This is a genomic window from Streptomyces sp. NPDC028314 (assembly GCF_055565795.1).
The window spans coordinates 57,859-75,151 of sequence record NZ_JBVHTP010000015.1 but is presented as its reverse complement, the minus strand read 5'-3'; the positions used below and the strand labels follow the sequence as shown (position 1 = coordinate 75,151).

At 74.7% G+C, this 17,293-nt stretch carries 14 protein-coding genes and 1 riboswitch; of the genes, 4 read left to right on the top strand and 10 right to left on the bottom strand.

All coding sequences use genetic code 11. The annotated features are described in order from the left end of the window. The first annotated feature begins 151 nt into the window (after positions 1–151). Complete coding sequence (locus ACZ4TG_RS30070) at positions 152–1,084, top strand: SCO1860 family LAETG-anchored protein (protein ID WP_468168525.1); 933 nt, start codon at positions 152–154, stop codon at positions 1,082–1,084. A 15-nt stretch (positions 1,085–1,099) separates the two neighbouring features. Here ACZ4TG_RS30070 and ACZ4TG_RS30065 read toward each other — a convergent pair whose 3' ends face one another. After that, positions 1,100–2,338, bottom strand: a complete 1,239-nt coding sequence (locus tag ACZ4TG_RS30065; protein WP_468168522.1) for a CapA family protein — start codon at positions 2,336–2,338, stop codon at positions 1,100–1,102. A 309-nt stretch (positions 2,339–2,647) separates the two neighbouring features. Further along, positions 2,648–4,057, bottom strand: a complete 1,410-nt coding sequence (gene cobC, locus ACZ4TG_RS30060) for an Rv2231c family pyridoxal phosphate-dependent protein CobC (RefSeq protein WP_468168882.1) — start codon at positions 4,055–4,057, stop codon at positions 2,648–2,650. Between the two features lie 134 nt (positions 4,058–4,191). Here cobC and ACZ4TG_RS30055 point away from each other — a divergent pair, with 134 nt between their 5' ends. Next, the gene (locus ACZ4TG_RS30055) at positions 4,192–4,941 is read left to right on the top strand and encodes a ZIP family metal transporter (RefSeq protein WP_468168519.1); all 750 of its coding nucleotides are present in this window, start codon (positions 4,192–4,194) and stop codon (positions 4,939–4,941) included. A gap of 2 nt (positions 4,942–4,943) precedes the next feature. Here ACZ4TG_RS30055 and ACZ4TG_RS30050 read toward each other — a convergent pair whose 3' ends face one another. The 7 genes from ACZ4TG_RS30050 to ACZ4TG_RS30020 all read right to left on the bottom strand — a co-directional run bounded on the left by ACZ4TG_RS30050 (position 4,944) and on the right by ACZ4TG_RS30020 (position 13,625). Beyond that, complete coding sequence (locus ACZ4TG_RS30050; RefSeq protein ID WP_468168516.1) at positions 4,944–6,380, bottom strand: cobyrinate a,c-diamide synthase; 1,437 nt, start codon at positions 6,378–6,380, stop codon at positions 4,944–4,946. After that, positions 6,374–6,973, bottom strand: coding sequence for a cob(I)yrinic acid a,c-diamide adenosyltransferase (cobO, locus tag ACZ4TG_RS30045; RefSeq protein ID WP_468168514.1), 600 nt, complete (start codon positions 6,971–6,973; stop codon positions 6,374–6,376). The genes ACZ4TG_RS30050 and cobO overlap by 7 nt, the downstream gene beginning before the upstream one ends. Further along, positions 6,973–9,090, bottom strand: a complete 2,118-nt coding sequence (locus ACZ4TG_RS30040) for a putative cobaltochelatase (protein ID WP_468168511.1) — start codon at positions 9,088–9,090, stop codon at positions 6,973–6,975. Before ACZ4TG_RS30040 ends, cobO begins: the two co-directional genes overlap by 1 nt. Positions 9,091–9,226: 136 nt before the next feature. Then, the gene (locus ACZ4TG_RS30035) at positions 9,227–10,747 is read right to left on the bottom strand and encodes a cobyric acid synthase (protein ID WP_468168508.1); all 1,521 of its coding nucleotides are present in this window, start codon (positions 10,745–10,747) and stop codon (positions 9,227–9,229) included. Then, on the bottom strand, positions 10,744–11,748 hold the full coding sequence (locus tag ACZ4TG_RS30030) for a cobalamin biosynthesis protein (RefSeq protein ID WP_468168505.1): 1,005 nt from the start codon (positions 11,746–11,748) through the stop codon (positions 10,744–10,746). The genes ACZ4TG_RS30035 and ACZ4TG_RS30030 overlap by 4 nt, the downstream gene beginning before the upstream one ends. Before the next feature lie 58 nt (positions 11,749–11,806). Then, a riboswitch (cobalamin riboswitch) is annotated at positions 11,807–11,892 on the bottom strand. Between the two features lie 205 nt (positions 11,893–12,097). Beyond that, the gene (locus tag ACZ4TG_RS30025) at positions 12,098–12,319 is read right to left on the bottom strand and encodes a hypothetical protein (protein ID WP_468168502.1); all 222 of its coding nucleotides are present in this window, start codon (positions 12,317–12,319) and stop codon (positions 12,098–12,100) included. A 28-nt stretch (positions 12,320–12,347) separates the two neighbouring features. Next, positions 12,348–13,625, bottom strand: coding sequence for an inorganic phosphate transporter (locus ACZ4TG_RS30020; protein ID WP_468168499.1), 1,278 nt, complete (start codon positions 13,623–13,625; stop codon positions 12,348–12,350). 400 nt (positions 13,626–14,025) lie between these two features. Here ACZ4TG_RS30020 and ACZ4TG_RS30015 point away from each other — a divergent pair, with 400 nt between their 5' ends. Continuing rightward, on the top strand, positions 14,026–15,153 hold the full coding sequence (locus ACZ4TG_RS30015) for an alpha/beta hydrolase (protein WP_468168496.1): 1,128 nt from the start codon (positions 14,026–14,028) through the stop codon (positions 15,151–15,153). 117 nt (positions 15,154–15,270) lie between these two features. After that, positions 15,271–16,773, top strand: a complete 1,503-nt coding sequence (locus ACZ4TG_RS30010) for a hypothetical protein (protein ID WP_468168493.1) — start codon at positions 15,271–15,273, stop codon at positions 16,771–16,773. Between the two features lie 47 nt (positions 16,774–16,820). Here ACZ4TG_RS30010 and ACZ4TG_RS30005 read toward each other — a convergent pair whose 3' ends face one another. Continuing rightward, the gene (locus ACZ4TG_RS30005; protein ID WP_468168490.1) at positions 16,821–17,216 is read right to left on the bottom strand and encodes a VOC family protein; all 396 of its coding nucleotides are present in this window, start codon (positions 17,214–17,216) and stop codon (positions 16,821–16,823) included. Between the last annotated feature and the right edge of the window lie 77 nt (positions 17,217–17,293).

Below are 17,293 nucleotides of genomic sequence, written 5' to 3'. Positions count from 1 at the left end.
GCGTGGAAACCACCCTTTGGGGTGAACTCACGTCAGGTTGCTGCCCGTTCACTCACAGTGCGTAAAGATTCCGAGGGTCGAAGCCGTCGGCGCGCGCAATGTCCCCCATTGGCGGCGCGACGGCACCCATCTCCCTGGGGGTTCCACCACCTTGAACAGCAACACCTTCCGCATGCCCGCGGCCGCCCTGCTCGCCACGGGAGCGGTGGCCCTGCTCACCGCGCCGCCCGCCTTCGCCACGGGCGGCGGCGCTGCCGGGAGCGAGGGCAAGGCCGGCGCCGTCGTCCTGCGGGCCGGACTGGACGTGGGCCTGCTCAACAAGGCCGTGCACGTACCGCTGAAGACCACGCTCAACGAGGTCAGCGCCCCCGCGGCAGCCGAGAAGACCGTGCTCAGCGTGACCCTCGACGGGGTCGAGCAGGGCAAGCCGGTGAGCGTGGTCCGGGCGGAGGTCGCCACCTCGAAGGCGACCGCCGACGAGAACCGGGCCGAGGCCGAGGTGAAGCTGGCCAATGCCAAGGTGCACGTGCCCGGACTGCCGCTGTTGTCCCTCATCCAGGTGGAGAAGGTCACCTCCAAGGCGGTGTGCGAGGCCGGCAGGAAGCCCGTGGCCAGCTCGAACGTGCTCGGGACGGTCACCGTCCTCGGGAAGAAGGTCACCCTGACGGCGGGCGGGCCCACCAAGGTCGAGGTCCCGAAGGTCGGTCTGGTCAGCCTGGAGCTGTCCGGCACGGAGACCACCTCCACCACGGCCGCCGCGGCCGCGCTCCGCCTGAAGGTGTCGGTGAACCCGCTCGACCTGAACGTGGCTCAGGTCGAGGGCGAGATCGTGCTGGCGGAGGCGCACTGCGAGTCGCCGTCCGGGCCGGCGCCCAGCGCCTCCGCCCCCGCGCAGCCGGACGTGAAGCCCCAGGCCGGGACGGGCAGCGGAACGGGGGCCGTCACCTCCACCGCCACCCGGGCCGACCTGGCCGAGACCGGCGCCGGTTCGGTGACCCCGTACGTGGCGGGCGGCGCGCTGATCCTGCTCGGCATCGGGGCGGGCGCGCTCGTCGTGACCCGGCGCGGCAAGGCGGCCTCGTAACCCTCGGGCCCCCGCTCAGCGCGTGGCGTGCTCCAGTCCCTGGGAGCCCGCGCCGCGAGAGGTCACGGCCGCGGTGATCTGCTGGTCGACACGGGCGTACTCCGACCGCTTGGCGGCGGGCAGTGCGCTGTCGGTGGCGGCACAGGAGGCGCAGACGACCCGGAACGGCTGCGCCATGTCCGAGTACTGCGTCAGGTACTCCGCCTTCGCCACCTCCCAGCGACCCGGACGGCCGGCGGCCGGGGAGAAGGTGAAGCGGGGGATCGAGGACATGTTGCCGCGCGCCTTGTCGGCCTCGTAGAAGCTGGCCACCTGGTCGCCCATGCCGAAGACCACCCAGGTGCCGTTGATCTTCTCGTAGGGCTGCGGGACGTGGTTGTGCGTGCCGAGGATCAGATCGATGTCGGGGAGCCCGTCGGGGCCGCGCGAGGCGGTCAGCGCCTGGGCCAGATCGCGTTGCTGCTGGTCGGGGGCGGTCTGCCACTCCGTGCCCCAGTGGACGCTGAGGACGACGACGTTCGCGCCCGCCGCCCGGGCGGCGCGGGCGTCGGAGATGATCCGGGCCTGGTCGATGAGGTTGACGGACCAGGGCTTGCCGGCCGGGAGGGGGATGCCGTTGGTGCCGTACGTGTAGTCCAGCTGGGCGACCTTCGCACCGCCCGCCTGGAGCACGGCGGGGGCCTTGGCCTCGTCCGCGCTGCGGCCCGATCCGACGTGCTTGATGCCGACCCGGTCGAGGTGGTCGAGGGTGCGGACGAGACCGTCGTAGCCGTCGTCCAGGGTGTGGTTCGAACCGGTGGAGCAGCTGTCGTACCCGGCGTCCCCGAGGGCGTCGGCCAGCTCGTGGGGCGCCTTGAAGGCGGGGTAGCCCGTGTAGGGGCCGCCGGGGCGCCCGTACGGTATCTCGTGGTGGCATATCGCCAGGTCGGCGGCGGAGACCAGGGGTCTGACCCCCGCGAGTATCTTCCGGAAGTCATGGGCCTGCCCGGTGCCCTTGGCGTCGTCCGCCGCCCGCTGGATGATCGACGGGTACGGGATGATGTCGCCCGTCGCCACCAGCGTGAACGGCTTCCCGGCGGGCGCGGCCGCGCCGTCGGCGCCGGGCGTGGTGCCCGGCTTCGCCCCCAGCCGCTGGTCGGTGGCGGGTGGGCCGCCGCCGCTGCCCTTGTCCAGCAGGACCGGTACGACGTAGACCGCCCCGCCCACCACGGCCAGCGCGGCCAGCGCGGCGCCTGTCCTGGCGTATGCCTTCATCCTCTTGACCCCCGGTGTCACACGCAGTCGATGCGTGGATCCTCGCGCACTCCCAGCCCGCCCGCCACGGGACCCCCGGCGCCGCCGGCCCCGGAGCCCGCGAACGGCCCGGCGCCGGGGGCGGGTCCGGCGTGCGGCCAGGCGGCGGCGCGCGGCCCGGGCGGGGGGCGTGTCCAGCGCGAGGCCCGGCGGCGGCGCGCGGCCCGGGCCGGGGGCCGGTCAGTGCGCAGTCCGGTGTCAAGGCGCGGCCTGCCGGGGGCCGGTCCCGCGCGGTCCCATGGCAGCGCCCGGCCCGCGGCGCGCGGCCCGTCAGTGCGCGGTCAGGGCCAGGGCGTGGTCCAGGGCCTGGAGGAGGCGGCCCGTCGTGGCGCGGTCGCGGACCGCCAGGCGGAGCCAGGAGTGGTCGAGGCCCGGGAAGGTGTCCCCGCGGCGGACCGCGAAGCCGAGCGCGCGCAGGCGGGTGCGGACCTCCGCGGCGCCGGACACCCGGATCAGGACGAACGGCCCCTCGGCCACCCCCGCCACCGTGACCTCGTCGAACTCCGCCAGCCCGGCCAGCAGGTGCGCCCGGTCCACCGCGATCTGCCGCGCGGCCGCCTCCGCCTCCGCCAGCGCCGCCGGGGCCACACAGGCCTCCGCCGCCACCAGGGCCGGGGTCGACACCGGCCACAGCGGCTGCGCCGCCGCGAGCTTGGCGATCACCTCGGGCTCGGCCAGCACGTAGCCGATCCGCAGCCCCGCCAGCCCCCAGGTCTTGGTCAGGCTCCGCAGCACCACCAGCCCCGGCACGTCCGTCCGCCCGGCCAGGGCCTCCCGTTCGCCCGGAACGGCGTCCATGAAGGCCTCGTCCACGACCAGGGTCCGCCCCGGCCGGGCCAGCGCCGCCAGAGCGGCGGCCGGGTGCAGCACCGACGTCGGGTTGGTCGGGTTCCCGATCACCACCAGATCCGCGTCCTCCGGTACCGCGGCCGGGTCCAGCCGGAAGCCGTCCGCCGCCCGCAGCACCACCCGATCCACCCGGTGACCGGCGTCCCGCAGGGCCGCCTCCGGCTCGGTGAACTGCGGATGCACCACGACGGGCCGTACGGCGCCCAGCGCCCGCGCGATCAGCACGAAGGCCTCGGCCGCCCCGGCCGTCAGCAGCACCCGTTCGACCGGCAGCCCGTGCCGGTCCGCCACCGCCGCGCGGGCCGCGCGGCCGTCCGGATACGCGGCGAGGTCCCCCAGGGAGGCGGCGATCCGCTGCCTGAGCCACTGCGGGGGCGTGTCCGACCGTACGTTCACCGCGAGGTCCACCAGCGTGCCGTCCGCGTCCAGCACCTCCGCGTCCCCGTGATGGCGCAGGTCATGGGCCTGCGTGGTGGCCACGGCGCAGGTCGCCGCCACCGACCGGCGCTTCGGTACGAGGAGTTCCCCGCCGCCCGCGAGCGCCGCGGCCTCGGCCACCGAGGAGGTCCCGGCGGCGTCGCGCACCGCGTCCGAGGGATGCGGTACCGCGATGGCGGCCAGCTTCTCGGCGGGGTAGCCGATCAGCGGCACGCCGAAACGTTCCGCCGCCCCCGCGATCCCCGCCTCCGCGGTCTTCGACTCCACCGTGGCCAGCGCCGTCACCGCCCCGGTGGTCAGCCCGGCCCCCCGCAGGGTCTCCTCGACCAGGGCGCAGACCTCCGCCACGGAGACCCCCGCGCGTCCGCCCACCCCGACCACCAGCCGCGTCACGTACTCACCCACCGGGGGCCTCCCTCCGTAGTCAATCTCGCCGTCGATCTCGCCGTCGCTGTCGTCAACACGCTTCCGCCCTCCACCCGCGCACGGAAGTGCGCGCACGGCCCCCGGCCGGTATCCAGGGGCACATGGCGGTGATCGTGGCGTTGGGCGCGTTCCTGATGACGCTGGCGGGCGGGTGGACGGCGCAACGCGTCACCGACCGCCGCCACCTCGTGCTGGGCCTGGCCGGCGGGCTGATGCTCGGCGTGGTGGGCCTGGACCTGCTCCCGGAGGCGATGCACGCGGCGGGCCGGGAACTGTTCGGCGTCCCGCTCGCCCTGCTGCTGTTCGTCACCGGCTTCCTCGTCGCGCACGTCGTGGAACGCCTGCTGGCCGTACGTCAGGCCGCGCACGGCGCCGAGGACGGCGAGGGGCGCGGCGGCGAGCACGGCGGCCGGGTCCCCGAGGTCGGCCTCACCGCGGCCGCCGCGATGGTCGGCCACAGCCTCGCCGACGGCGTCGCGCTGGGCGCGGCCTTCCAGGTCGGCGGGGGCATGGGGGTGGCCGTCGCGCTGGCCGTCATCACCCACGACTTCGCCGACGGGTTCAACACCTACACGCTCACCACGCTCTACGGCAACGCCCGCCGCAAGGCCCTGATGATGCTGTTCGCGGACGCGGTGGCGCCGGTCGTGGGCGCCGCGTCCACTTTGCTGTTCACCCTTCCGGAGGAACCGCTGGGGGCGTACCTCGGCTTCTTCGGCGGGGTCCTGCTGTACCTGGCAGCCGCCGAGATCCTGCCCGAGGCGCACCACAGACACCCCGCCCTGTCCACGCTGATGTGCACGGTGGGCGGGGTCGCCGGGATCTGGCTCGTGGTCGGCCTCGCGGACTGAGGTCACCGGGCCCGCGCCGCGGCTTCCGTGAAGCGCACGGCGGATTCCGTGAAGCGCACGGCGACGGACGGCTCCGCCGCCCAGTGCGTGTGCAGGTAGCTCGCGTGCACCCCGCCCGCCACGAAGCCCTCGACGCGGCGCTCGGGATGCGTGAACCCCCAGGCGGGCGTGGCCCCGGAGCCCGGCTCGATCACCGTCCGGTGGAACTCGTGCCCGCGCAGCCGGGTCCCGGCCGCGGCGAGGGAGCTGTCCGACACCGCCACCGCCTCGCGGTAGCCGAGGGTCAGGCGCTCCGACATCCGGGCGTCGGCGTCGAGCACCCCGCACATCGGCTTCCCGTCCAGCGACGTCCCGAGGTACAGCAGCCCCGCGCACTCGGCCGCCACCGGCCCGCCGGCCGCGGCGAAGGCGGCGACGGCCCCGCGCAGCGGCTCGTTCGCGGACAGCTCGGGCGCGTACACCTCGGGGAACCCGCCGCCGATGACCAGCCCGGCCGTCCCGTCGGGCAGCCGCTCGTCGCGCAGCGGGTCGAAGGTGACGACCTCGGCCCCGGCGGCGGTGAGCAGCTCCGCGTGCTCGGCGTAGGAGAACGTGAACGCGGCCCCGCCGGCGACCGCGACGACGGGCCGCCCGCCTCCGCGCCGCGCCGGTGCCGAGGCCCCGGACGCCGACCCCGACGTCGGCGCCGACTCCCGCGCGGCCGCGCCGGGCGACCACACCTCGCAGTCCAGCGGCGGCGCGGTCCGGGCCAGCGCCATCAGGGCGTCCAGATCGCAGCCCGCCCGGACCTGGTCCGCGAGCGCCCCGACCGAGGTCACCGCGTCCGTGCGCCGCTCGGCGACCGGCACCAGACCCAGGTGCCGCGAGGGCGCCGCCACCTGCGGAGCCCGCCGCAGGACACCCAGGACCGGCACCCCGGCCTCCTCCAGCGCCTCACGGAGCATGACCTCGTGCCGGTCGGAGCCGACCTTGTTCAGGATCACGCCCCCCAGCCGCACCTGCGGGTCGAACGAGGCGAAGCCGTGCACCAGCGCCGCCACCGACCGCGACTGCGACGAGGCGTCCACGACCAGCACCACCGGAGCCCGCAGCAGCTTCGCGACCTGCGCCGTCGAGGCGAGTTCACCGCGCCCCGCGGCCCCGTCGTACAGGCCCATCACACCCTCGACCACCGCGAGATCGCAGCCCGCCGCCCCGTGCGCGAACAGCGGAGCCACCAGCTCCGGCCCGCACATGAAGGCGTCCAGGTTCCGCCCCGGCCGGCCCGTGGCCAGCGCGTGGTAGCCGGGGTCGATGTAGTCGGGCCCGGCCTTGTGCGGGGACACGGCGAGGCCGCGCTCCGAGAAGGCCGCCATCAGGCCCGTCGCGACGGTGGTCTTGCCGCTGCCGGAGGACGGCGCGGCGATCACCAGACGCGGAACGTTGAACGAGGTCACCACTCGATGCCCTTCTGGCCCTTCTGGCCGGTGTCCATCGGGTGCTTGACCTTGGTCATCTCCGTGACCAGGTCCGCGAACTCCACCAGCTTCTCCGGCGCGTTGCGGCCCGTGATGACCACGTGCTGGGTCCCCGGACGGTTGCGCAGCACCTCGATCACCTCGTCCACATCGATCCAGCCCCAGTGCATCGGGTACGCGAACTCGTCCAGCACGTACAGCTTGTGCGTCTCGGCGGCCAGATCCCGCTTGACCTGCTCCCAGCCTTCCTTGGCCGCCTGCTCGTTGTCGAGCTGCGCGTCGCGCTGGACCCAGGACCAGCCCTCGCCCATCTTGTGCCAGACGACGGAGCCGCCCTCGCCCGAGGCGCCGAGCACCTTGAGCGCGTTCTCCTCGCCGACCTTCCACTTCGCCGACTTGACGAACTGGAACACCCCGATCGGCCAGCCCTGGTTCCAGGCGCGCAGCGCCAGCCCGAAGGCCGCCGTCGACTTGCCCTTGCCCGGCCCGGTGTGGACGAACACGAGCGGGCGGTTGCGGCGCTGGCGCGTCGTGAGTCCGTCGTCGGGAACGACGGTCGGCTGTCCCTGCGGCATTACGCGGCCCTCCTGTTGCTGTGGTTGTGCTGCGGTCGTTGGGATTCCACGGATGTACGAACGTTCTTCACGAGCCCTGCCAGGCTGTCGGCCCGCAGCCCGTCCAGGCTGACGGCAGGCCCGCCCAGGTCGGCGGCCAGTGCCCCGGCCAGCCCCAGCCGGACCGGCCCGCTCTCGCAGTCGACGACGACCGACGCGACCCCCTCGGCGGCCAGCAGCCGCGCACTGCGCCCGGACAGCTCGCGGGCGTCCCCGCCCAGGGCGCCGGCCGAAGTGGCCCGCCCGTCGGTGACGACCACCAGCAGCGGCCGGCGGCTCGGATCCCGCAGCCGCTCGATCCGCAGCACCTCGTGGGCCTTCAGCAGCCCGGCGGCCAGTGGAGTGCGGCCGCCCGTCGGCAGCCGCTCCAGCCGGGCCGCGGCCGCGTCCACCGAGGAGGTCGGCGGCAGCGCCAGCTCGGCGCCCGCCCCCCGGAAGGTGATCAGGCCGACCTTGTCCCGGCGCTGGTAGGCGTCCAGCAGCAGCGACAGGACCGCGCCCTTGACCGCGCCCATCCGCTGCCGGGCCGCCATCGAGCCGGAGGCGTCGACGACGAACAGCACGAGGTTCCCCTCGCGCCCCTCCCTCGTCGCCTGCCGCAGATCGTCCTTGCGTACCACCAGCCCGCGCCCGCTGCGGCCGCGTGCCTTCTGGTGCGGGGCGGCCGCCTGGATGGTGGCGGCCAGGTGCAGCTTGGTCAGGTGGCCGCGCGGGCGCTGGGCTCCGGTGGTCCGGCCGTGCGCGGTCCGGGCGCGGGAGCGGCGCCCGGACGCGCCCTCGCCGAGCCCGGGCACGCTCAGCATCTTGGTCCGGAACGGCTCGGAGGCCCGTACGGCGGCCTGTTCGGCCGCCCCGCCACCCTGCGAGGGCTGCGGCTCGGGGGCCTGCGGCGCCTCCGGGGACTCCTGCGGCTCGGGGGCCTCGGGCGCCTCCGGGGCCTCGGAGCCGCTGCCCTGCGGCGGCACCCCGCCGCCCCCGTCGTCACCGGGGCCGTCGTCCTGCGGGCCGCCGTCGTCCGGACCGCCGTCGTTCGGGCCCTCGGGCTCGGGCTCGGGCTCCGGCTCCTCGTCGGGGAACCGGTCCAGGATCTCGTCCAGCTTGTCCTCGTCGAGCCCGGGGGCGTCGAAGGGGTTGCGGCGGCGCCGGTGGGGGAGCGCCAGCAGCGCGGCCTGCCGCACGTCCTCCTTGCGCACGTCGGTCCGCCCGGCCCAGGCCGCCAGCGCCGTGGCCGTACGGGCCATCACGATGTCGGCGCGCATCCCGTCGACCTCGAAGCCCGCGCAGGTCGCCGCGATCTGCAGCAGCGAGGTGTCCCCGAGCACGACCCGGGGGAGCAGCGCCCGCGCGGCCACGACCCGGGCCCGTACGTCGTGCTCGTCATCCGCCCAGCGGGTCGCGAAACCGGCCGGGTCGTCCTCGTACGCGAGCCGGCGGCGCACCACCTCGACGCGCTGCGCGGGCTCGCGGGAGGCCGCGACCTCGACGGTCAGCCCGAACCGGTCGAGGAGCTGCGGGCGAAGCTCGCCCTCCTCGGGGTTCATCGTGCCGACGAGCAGGAACCGGGCGGCGTGCCGTACGGAGACGCCCTCGCGCTCCACGTACGAGGCGCCCATCGCGGCCGCGTCGAGCAGCAGGTCGATGAGGTGGTCGTGGAGCAGGTTGACCTCGTCGACGTACAGGATCCCGCGGTGCGCGTCGGCGAGCAGGCCGGGCTCGAAGGCCTTCACGCCCTCGGCGAGGGCGCGTTCGATGTCGAGGGCGCCGACGAGCCGGTCCTCGGAGGCGCCGACGGGCAGCTCCACCATCCGCGCCGGGCGCGCGGCGCCGGGACCGGGCTCGTGGGGGCCGTCGGGGCACGCCGGGTCGGGCGAGGCGGGCGCGCACGAGAACCGGCAGCCGGGCACGACGTCCACCTGCGGCAGCAGCGCGGACAGCGCGCGGACGGCGGTGGACTTGGCGGTCCCCTTCTCACCGCGCACGAGCACGCCGCCGACCGCTGGGCTCACGGCGTTCAGCAGGAGCGCCAGCCGCAGATCGGTCTGGCCGACCACTGCGGTGAACGGGTAGGGCGTGCTCATGCGTTGCTCACTCCTTCGATGGTGCGGGCCCCTGCCGGGTGCTCCGCCGAGGTCCGCGGGTGCGGCGCCGCTGCCGGGGCTCCGGCCGGTTCCGGGAAAGGACGGGGTGGGGGAGAGCCCCGCAGGGCCCCGGCCGTCACGGCGCACCCGGAGGGAGGAAGGGGAGGCCCGCCGGGGCGCCGCCCTCGATCAGCCGCAGCAGCCCGGCCGTGTCGGCGTGTTCCTCGATCAGGTCGCCCAGCAGGTCAAGCTGTTCCTCCCGCAGCGCGGAGAAGGAGGTGTCCGGCGCCGGGACGAAGCGCCGCCCGGCCGCCGCGGCCACCTCCCGCAGGAACGCCCGGCGGAAGCCGTCCGACTCCAGCGAGCCGTGCCAGTGCGTGCCCCACACCTCGCCGACCCGGCAGCCGTCCAGGAAGGGGGTCCCGCCCAGCACCTCGGCCACCCCGTGGTGGATCTCGTACCCCTCGACCGGCTCGCCGAGCGCCGTGCCCTGCGGCCGCGCCAGGGTCTTCTCCCGCTCGAAGCGGACGCGCACCGGCAGCAGCCCGAGGCCGTCGACCGCCCCCGCCCGGGACTCCACCTCGTCCTCGATGTGCTCGCCCAGCACCTGGAACCCGCCGCAGATGCCCAGCACCGGCCGGCCCTGGGCCGCCCGCCGGGCCAGCGCGTCGGCCAGGCCGCGCTCGCGCAGCCACGCCAGCGCCTTCACCGTGCCGCGCGTGCCCGGGACGACGACCAGGTCGGCGTCGGCCAGCTCCTCGGCCCGGTCCACGAACCGCACCACCACGCCCGGCTCCGCGGCGAGCGCGTCGACGTCCGTGAAGTTCGACATCAGCGGCACCGCGCACACCGCGACCCGCAGCACGTCCTCGCCGACCGGCGGTGCCACGACCGACTCGCGCACCGCGCCCCGCAGCGAGACCCGCAGCCCGTCCTCCTCGTCGATGCCCAGGCCGTGCTGGAAGGGGAGCACCCCGTACGTCGCCCGCCCCGTCAGCCCGCGCAGCATCTCCATGCCGGGCTCCAGCAGCGACACGTCACCGCGGAACTTGTTGACCAGATAGCCCGCGATCAGCGACTGGTCCTCGGGGGAGAGCAGCGCGGTGGTGCCGAAGAACGACGCGAAGACCCCGCCCCGGTCGATGTCCCCGACCACGACCACCGGGAAGCGCGCGGCCCGCGCGATGCCCATGTTCACGATGTCGGTCCGGCGCAGGTTGATCTCGGCCGGACTGCCCGCCCCCTCGCAGATCACGGCGTCATACGTGCCCCGCAACTGCTCAAGGCAGTCCGTGACGATCCCCAGGAGCTGCTCCTGGCGCCCCCCGTGGTAGCCGCGCGCGCTCATCTCGCCCACCGGCTTGCCCAGCAGCACGACCTGGCTGCTGCGGTCACTGCCGGGTTTGAGCAGCACCGGGTTCATCAGGGCGGTCGGCTCCACGCACGCGGCCTGCGCCTGCATAGCCTGGGCCCGGCCGATCTCCGCGCCCTCCCGCGTGACGAAGGAGTTCAGCGACATGTTCTGCGCCTTGAACGGGGCCACCTTCACGCCCTGCCGCGCCAGCCAGCGGCAGATGCCCGCCGTGACCACGCTCTTGCCCGCGTCCGAGGTCGTACCGGCGACCAGCAGACCGCCGCCGCGCTTCGCGCCGCTCATGCGCGTCCCTTTCCGAACCGAATCGACACCGAACGCAGCGACACCGCACTTCTCGGCACCGCACGCATCGACACCGCACACCGCAGTGCCGCACAGGCCGCCAGGGCCACCCAGGTCACGCGGCGCGACAGCCGCACCGCCCGCTCGATGTCCGCGACCTCCACCGGCCGTCCGGCGGCACCGTTGAGGACGGCCCGGTGCTCGACCCGCCCCCCGTACGCGAGGGTCCCGCCCAGCCGTACGCCCAGGGCGCCGGCGAAGGAGGCCTCCACCGGTCCGGCGTTCGGGCTGGGGTGCGCGGCGGCGTCGGCGCGCCAGGCCCGTACGGCTCCCCGCCGGTCGGGGCCGGCCAGGACCGCGGCGAGGGCCGTCAGCCGGGCCCCCGGCCAGCCCGCGACGTCGTCGAGCCGGGCCGAGGCCCAGCCGTAGCGCAGGTAGCGGGGCGACTTGTGGCCCACCATCGCGTCCAGGGTGTTCACGGCGCGGAAGGCCAGCAGCCCCGGCACCCCGGCCACGGCGCCCCAGAACAGGGCCCCGACCACGGCGTCGGAGGTGTTCTCGGCGACGGACTCCACGACGGCGCGGGCCATCTGCTGATCGTCCAGGGCCTGCGGATCGCGCCCGCACAGGTGCGGCAGCCGCTCCCGGGCCACCTCGGTGTCCCCCGCGGCGAGCGCCCCGCCGATGGCGCGGGCCTCCCGGCCCAGAGAGGTGCCTCCCACGACGGCCCAGGTGGCCGCGGCGGTCAGGGCGATACGGGCGGCCGCGGGCCGGGAGCGCACGGCGCGGGCGCCCAGCGCGCCGACGGCGGCCGCGCCTCCCGCGCACACCAGGGCATGGACGACGCCACGGGCGCGGTCGTCGCGCCACAGGGCGCGCTCGACAGCGGCGGCGGCTCTTCCGAAGGCGGCCACGGGGTGCCCGCGGCGCGGATCCCCGAAGATCCGGTCGCCGATCAGGCCCGCCGTGGCGCCGTACGCGAAAACGCGGTCGGCACGCATGGTGGCAGCTGTGTCCTCACTCAGGGTCCGCGCCCTGGTTCGACGGGTCCGGCGGCGAGAGTTCCTGGCTCCCGGGGCGCACGCGCCGCGTGCGCCTTCCGGTGACAGTGGCGGGACCGCGCCGGATTCGCACCGGACTTCCTCTCCATGCCGCCGTATTGGCTCGGGCAGTCCACCACGCTCCGCGAACGCCCGTCAACTTGCCGTTGACCTGCGGCGAGGGATGCGAAACCGGTATGCGAAACCCGCATGCGAAAGCGGTACGCCAAACCGGTACGCGGAACCGGTACGCGAAAGCTCCCCCCGGGAGAAACCCGGAGGGAGCCTTGACGCGTGGTGCGCAGGTGCCTCAGCTGATGATCAGGTAGATGCCGTACGTCACGGCCGCCGCGCACAGCGCGAAGCAGGCGTACGCGCCGCTGCGGGCCAGGGTGGCGGCGCCGCCCTGCTCGGTGGCGGCCTCGTGCTTGGAGAGGCCCACCAGGCCCAGGGTGAAGAGGGCCACGAGCGCGACGGTGGCGGAGAGGCTGACCCCGAAGACGGAGCCGAGTGCTGCCCAGTCGATCTTCATACTGCCGTTTCCTCTGTCGTTCTCGGGGTCAGACCGCGGCGGCCGGAGCCGCAGGGGTCGCGGGGGTCGCCGACGCGGCAGGGATGGTTGCCCTGAGGTCCTCGTCCGTCACCGCGGCGGTCGTACCCGCGGTCGGCGGGACGGCGACGGCGGCCATGGCGGTGGTGACCACACCGGGCTGCTCGGCCTCGGAGGCGGCGGCCGGCGCCACGTCGTTGACGTTGTGGTGGTCGACGACCTGGCGGCGGGAGATGACCCAGATGGCGAAGCAGGAGGCGACCAGGAAGACCGCGACGGCGCCGACGCCGATGTCACCGGTCCGCATGACCAGCTCGGCACCGGAGGCGACCAGGGCCGCGGCCGGCAGGGTCAGGCCCCACGCGATGAACATGCGGGTGGCGGTGGACCAGCGGACCACACCGCCCTTGCGGCCCAGGCCCGCACCCATGACCGCGCCGGAGCAGGCGTGGGTGGTGGAGAGGGAGAAGCCGAGGCTGGAGGAGGCCAGGATGACGCTGGCGGCCGAGGTCTGGGCGGCGAAGCCCTGCTGCGGCTGCAGGTCGGTCAGGCCGCTGCCCATGGTGCGGATGATGCGCCAGCCGCCCAGGTAGGTGCCCATCGCGATGGCCATGCCGGCCGAGACGATGACCCAGACCGGCGGGTTGGAGCCGGGGGCGATCGCACCGCCGGCGACCAGCGCCAGGGTGATGATGCCCATCGTCTTCTGCGCGTCGTTGGTGCCGTGCGCGAGGGAGACGAGACCGGCCGAGGCGATCTGACCGGCGCGGTAGCCCTTGGTGGAGGTCTTCTCGCCGACCTTGTTGCCGAGCTTGTACGTGACCTTGGCGGCGAGCATCGCGGCGATGCCGGCGACCAGGGGCGCGGCGAGCGCGGGGAGGAGCACCTTGGTGACGACGACGCTGCCGTTGACGGCGTCGAGGCCGGCGGAGGCGACCGCGGCACCGATCAGGCCGCCCATCAGAGCGTGGGAGGAGCTGGAGGGGAGACCGACGAGCCAGGTGACGAGGTTCCAGAGGATCGCACCGACCAGGGCGGCGAAGATCACTTCGGGCTGGATGCCCTCTTCGTTGACCAGGCCCTTGGAGATCGTCTTGGCGACCTCCACGGACATGAACGCGCCGACCAGGTTCAGTACGGCGGACATGGCCACCGCCGTCTTGGGCTTGAGGGCGCCGGTCGAGATGGTGGTGGCCATCGCGTTGGCCGTGTCGTGGAAACCGTTCGTGAAGTCGAACACGAGAGCGGTGATGATCACGATCCCGAGGAGAAGCGTTATGTGCTCCATTTACCCAGGCTTCTGTTTGACGTCAGTGGTTCGGCGACCGTAGGCAACCTGGATGAACGGAAGATGAACTGGACGGGGCCGAGTAGTGTCCTGGCGCGGCCCGCGATCGGGACCTTCGTCCTGATTCCGTCGTAGATATATCGATTAATGCACGTCAAAGCCGGGTGAACGAGCCGTTTCCCGCAGGGCCTCGGGCTCATCCGCCACCCCTCGCGCGGGTCCCGAAGAGACTTAGATCACTCCCCGGCCGCCGCTCCGGGCGCACGCCCGCCACCGCTGCCCTTCCGGTTCCGGTTGTCGCCTGGCCGAAACGCCCCACCGCGTCCCCACCGCGTCCCCGCCGCGGCCGGAACGGTCCCCTCCGGTGGCCCCCGCGCCCGCGCGCCCCGAGACTGGAGCGGTGCGTACCGCCACGACGGCAGCGGCCGTCACCACGACCCTGATCGGTGCCGGAGCAGCCGCCGTCGCGGCCGGCCGGTACGCCGCCGACGCGGCCCTGCGGTCCCAGCCCGGCCGGCCCCTGCCCGGTGGGCCCCGGCTCAGCGTCCACTCCACCACCGCCGACCAGGTCACCCTGACCCGCTCACTGGGCTCCCTGCGCCCCGGCACGTACGGACTCGACGCCCCCGGTGTGCACGCCGTGGTCGGCCCCGTCCTCACCGACGTCCCGCACGGCCCGGACACCGTCGTGCGCCGGCTCCTCGCGGTCACCCACGGCAGCCTCCACCCCGGAAGCCGGGTCACCCTCACCCCGCAGGTGCACCTGGGCAACCCGCGCACCGCCCTCGGCCTCGACCACGCCGACGTGGACGTTCCCGGGGAGCTCGGCCCGCTGCCCGCCTGGTTCGTCCCCGCAGCCCGGGACACCTGGGTGATCACCGTGCACGGGCTCGGCGCCAGCCGCGAGCACCCGATGGTGGTCATGCCCTTCCTGCACCACCACCGCCTCCCGGTGCTCGACCTCGCCTACCGCGGCGACCTCGGAGCACCCGCCTCCCCGGACGGCCTCAGCCACCTCGGCGAATCGGAATGGCGGGACCTGGACGCCGCCATCCGCTACGCCGTCCGCTACGGAGCCCGCCGCGTGATCCTGCACGGATGGTCCACCGGAGCCGCCATGGCCCTGCACGCCGTCGAGCGCTCCGCGCTGGCCGGCCGGATCTCCGGGCTGGTGCTCGACTCGCCGGTGCTGGACTGGCACACCACCCTGCGCGCCCTCGCCGCCGCCCGCCACACCCCCGCGCCGCTGATCCCGCTCGCGGTCCGGGCCGCCGAGGGGCGCGCCGGACTGCGCGCCGACCGGCGGCCCCCGGGAGCGGACCCCGGCGCCCTGCGCGTCCCCGTCCTGATCTTCCACGGCCCGGACGACGCGCTCGCCCCCTGGGAGCCCTCCCGCCGGCTCGCCGCGGCCCGGCCCGACCTCGTCACCCTGCACACCGTCCCCGACGCCCCGCACGGGGCGATGTGGAACGCCGATCCCGCCGGATACGAGGAGGCGCTGCGGCGCTTCCTGACCCCTCTTATGTGAAGGGCGTGTGCCGGACGGGGCGCGGAGGGTGGTTTGTTGGGGTCTGTCCGCCCGGTGACCAGTGGTAATGACCAGTTCCGTTTGGGCTTTCGGCCAGTGACGGGCGAGACTGCTTCCGTGACGTCCCGAAAGCCTGATGAGCAGTTGGCTCGCGACTCCAGACTCCGACTCGTCTCCCCGCGCTCCGTCGCCGCGGCGCGCAAGGCGGTGACCGACCGGCGAACCCGACCCGCTCCCCGGCCTCCGGCGGGCACACCCGCCCCGGCCGACCTGGCGAACCGGGCCCGCGCCTCGCTCTCCGACGCGGTACGGCTGGCCCGCTGGGCCGAGCTGCACCTGGGAGCCGGCGACGGCGGCCGGCCCGCCCCGGCGGGCGCCCTGCCCGCCGCCGATGTCGAACGGGCCGCCGCCGAACTGAAGCTGACACACGGCCAGATCCGGGTCGGCTGGGACCGCGCCCGGCTCTCCGGCCTCGTCGAGGTGCACGGCGGACATGCCCGGCCCGGCTGGCGGCTGCGCGCCTGGGACCGCGACGACACCGCCGTGCTGCGCGGCTGGGTCGCCCTCTTCGACGCCTGGTCGCTCGTCCACCCCGCCCCGGCCGACATCGCCCCCGCGGTCGTCGCCGAGGTGGTCGAGGCCATGCCCCAACTCCTGTCGCTGCTCCAGCTGTCCGCCGGTCCCGTGACCGTGCCGGACCTGCTGGACCTGCTCGGCCAGCGCGTCACCGAACTGCGCGACGAGCGGTGCGAAGTCCCGTACGAGGCCTGCGCGAACGGCGGCCCGGACCAGCAGACGACCGCAGCCACCGCGCAGGCGGCCATCGCACAGACCGCCACCGCACAGGCGGCCACAGCACTGACCGCCACCGCGCAGGCGGCCGTCCCGGCGCAGCCCGTCCCGCTCGCCCGGCTGCTGCGCTGGGCCCTCGGCGGACTCGGCGCCGTCGACGCCATCACCCTCGGCCCCGCGCAGGCCACCCTCACCCCGCTCGGCAGCTGGGCCGTCTGGGTCAAGCTGGAGCAGATCTGCGTCGCCGCGCAGAGCCCCGCCGGGAACATCGAGCAGTCCGCCGCCGCGATGCTGCACGGCTGCGCCAGACTCACCCCCGGCCCCGCCCGCGCCGAGTACCAGGCCTGGCTCGCCGCCCGGCCCGTCGGCCACGCCGTCAGCGAGCTCCTCCAGGCCGCCCGGGGCGAGGACGCCCTGCTGCGCGGGCTCGCCTTCGAGGCGCTGCGCGTGGTCGGCGCCCCCGCCGAGCCCGAGGTGCGCGCCGCCGTACGGGATCCCGCGCTGCGCCCCTACGCCCTGCTGTGGCTCGCCGAGCACGACGGGGTCGACCCGGACGAGGCCCAGGACGTGCTCACCCCCGAGGAGTCGACCTGGCTCTGGGTGGACACCGCGGCGGCCATCGCGGACCACGGCGAGGCCGAGCTGCTCGCCCGCCACCTGGACTCGGCCGTCCGGACCACCGTCCCGCGGCTGCTGGACGAGGTCCGCGCGGTCGGCCACCCGCGCACCGTGCAGGTGCTGGTCGCGCTGGCCGCGGCCCACCCCGACCCGGCCCTGGCCAAGGCGGTCCGGCGGGCCGCCTTCCAGGTCCACACCGGCGGCGCGTAGCCCCGTACGCCCGGGGAAGGCCCCGTACGAGCGGACGCGCCGCAGCGTCAGAACTGCGGCGCGTACGTCCCGAAGCTCCAGACGTTGCCCTCCGCGTCGCGGGCCATGTAGTCGCGCGAGCCGTAGTCCTGGTCGGTGGGGGCCATCAGGATCTCCACCCCGTGCTCGGCGGCTCTGAGGTGGTGGGCGTCCACATCGTCGACCACCACGTACACCCCGCCCGGCCCGCTGTCCGCCATCGCCTGGTCGAAGGATCCGCCGCGGCCCTTGCTGCCGAGCATCACCGCGCCGTTGCCGTAGGACAGCTCCGCATGCATCACGGCGCCGTCCTCACCCTCGTACACCGCGACCTGCGTGAACCCGAACGCTTCCGTCAGCAGCCGGATCGCGGCCTTGGCATCGCGGTAGAGCAGAGTCGGATAGATGGACGGAACACCTGCCATGACGATCACTCCCTCTCGTGCAGTGCGCCTGTGTGCGTGTACGGGCTTGTGACCCGCACCACAGCATGGCAGGCGTC

Bases quoted from the DNA above. Each gene is read 5' to 3' on its own strand.
- ACZ4TG_RS30065 (WP_468168522.1), bottom strand. From the start codon at position 2,338: ATGAAGGCATACGCCAGGACAGGCGCCGCGCTGGCCGCGCTGGCCGTG.
- ACZ4TG_RS30055 (WP_468168519.1), top strand. From the start codon at position 4,192: ATGGCGGTGATCGTGGCGTTGGGCGCGTTCCTGATGACGCTGGCGGGC.
- cobO (WP_468168514.1), bottom strand. From the start codon at position 6,973: ATGCCGCAGGGACAGCCGACCGTCGTTCCCGACGACGGACTCACGACG.
- ACZ4TG_RS30040 (WP_468168511.1), bottom strand. From the start codon at position 9,090: ATGAGCACGCCCTACCCGTTCACCGCAGTGGTCGGCCAGACCGATCTG.
- ACZ4TG_RS30035 (WP_468168508.1), bottom strand. From the start codon at position 10,747: ATGAGCGGCGCGAAGCGCGGCGGCGGTCTGCTGGTCGCCGGTACGACC.
- ACZ4TG_RS30030 (WP_468168505.1), bottom strand. From the start codon at position 11,748: ATGCGTGCCGACCGCGTTTTCGCGTACGGCGCCACGGCGGGCCTGATC.
- ACZ4TG_RS30025 (WP_468168502.1), bottom strand. From the start codon at position 12,319: ATGAAGATCGACTGGGCAGCACTCGGCTCCGTCTTCGGGGTCAGCCTC.
- ACZ4TG_RS30020 (WP_468168499.1), bottom strand. From the start codon at position 13,625: ATGGAGCACATAACGCTTCTCCTCGGGATCGTGATCATCACCGCTCTC.
- ACZ4TG_RS30005 (WP_468168490.1), bottom strand. From the start codon at position 17,216: ATGGCAGGTGTTCCGTCCATCTATCCGACTCTGCTCTACCGCGATGCC.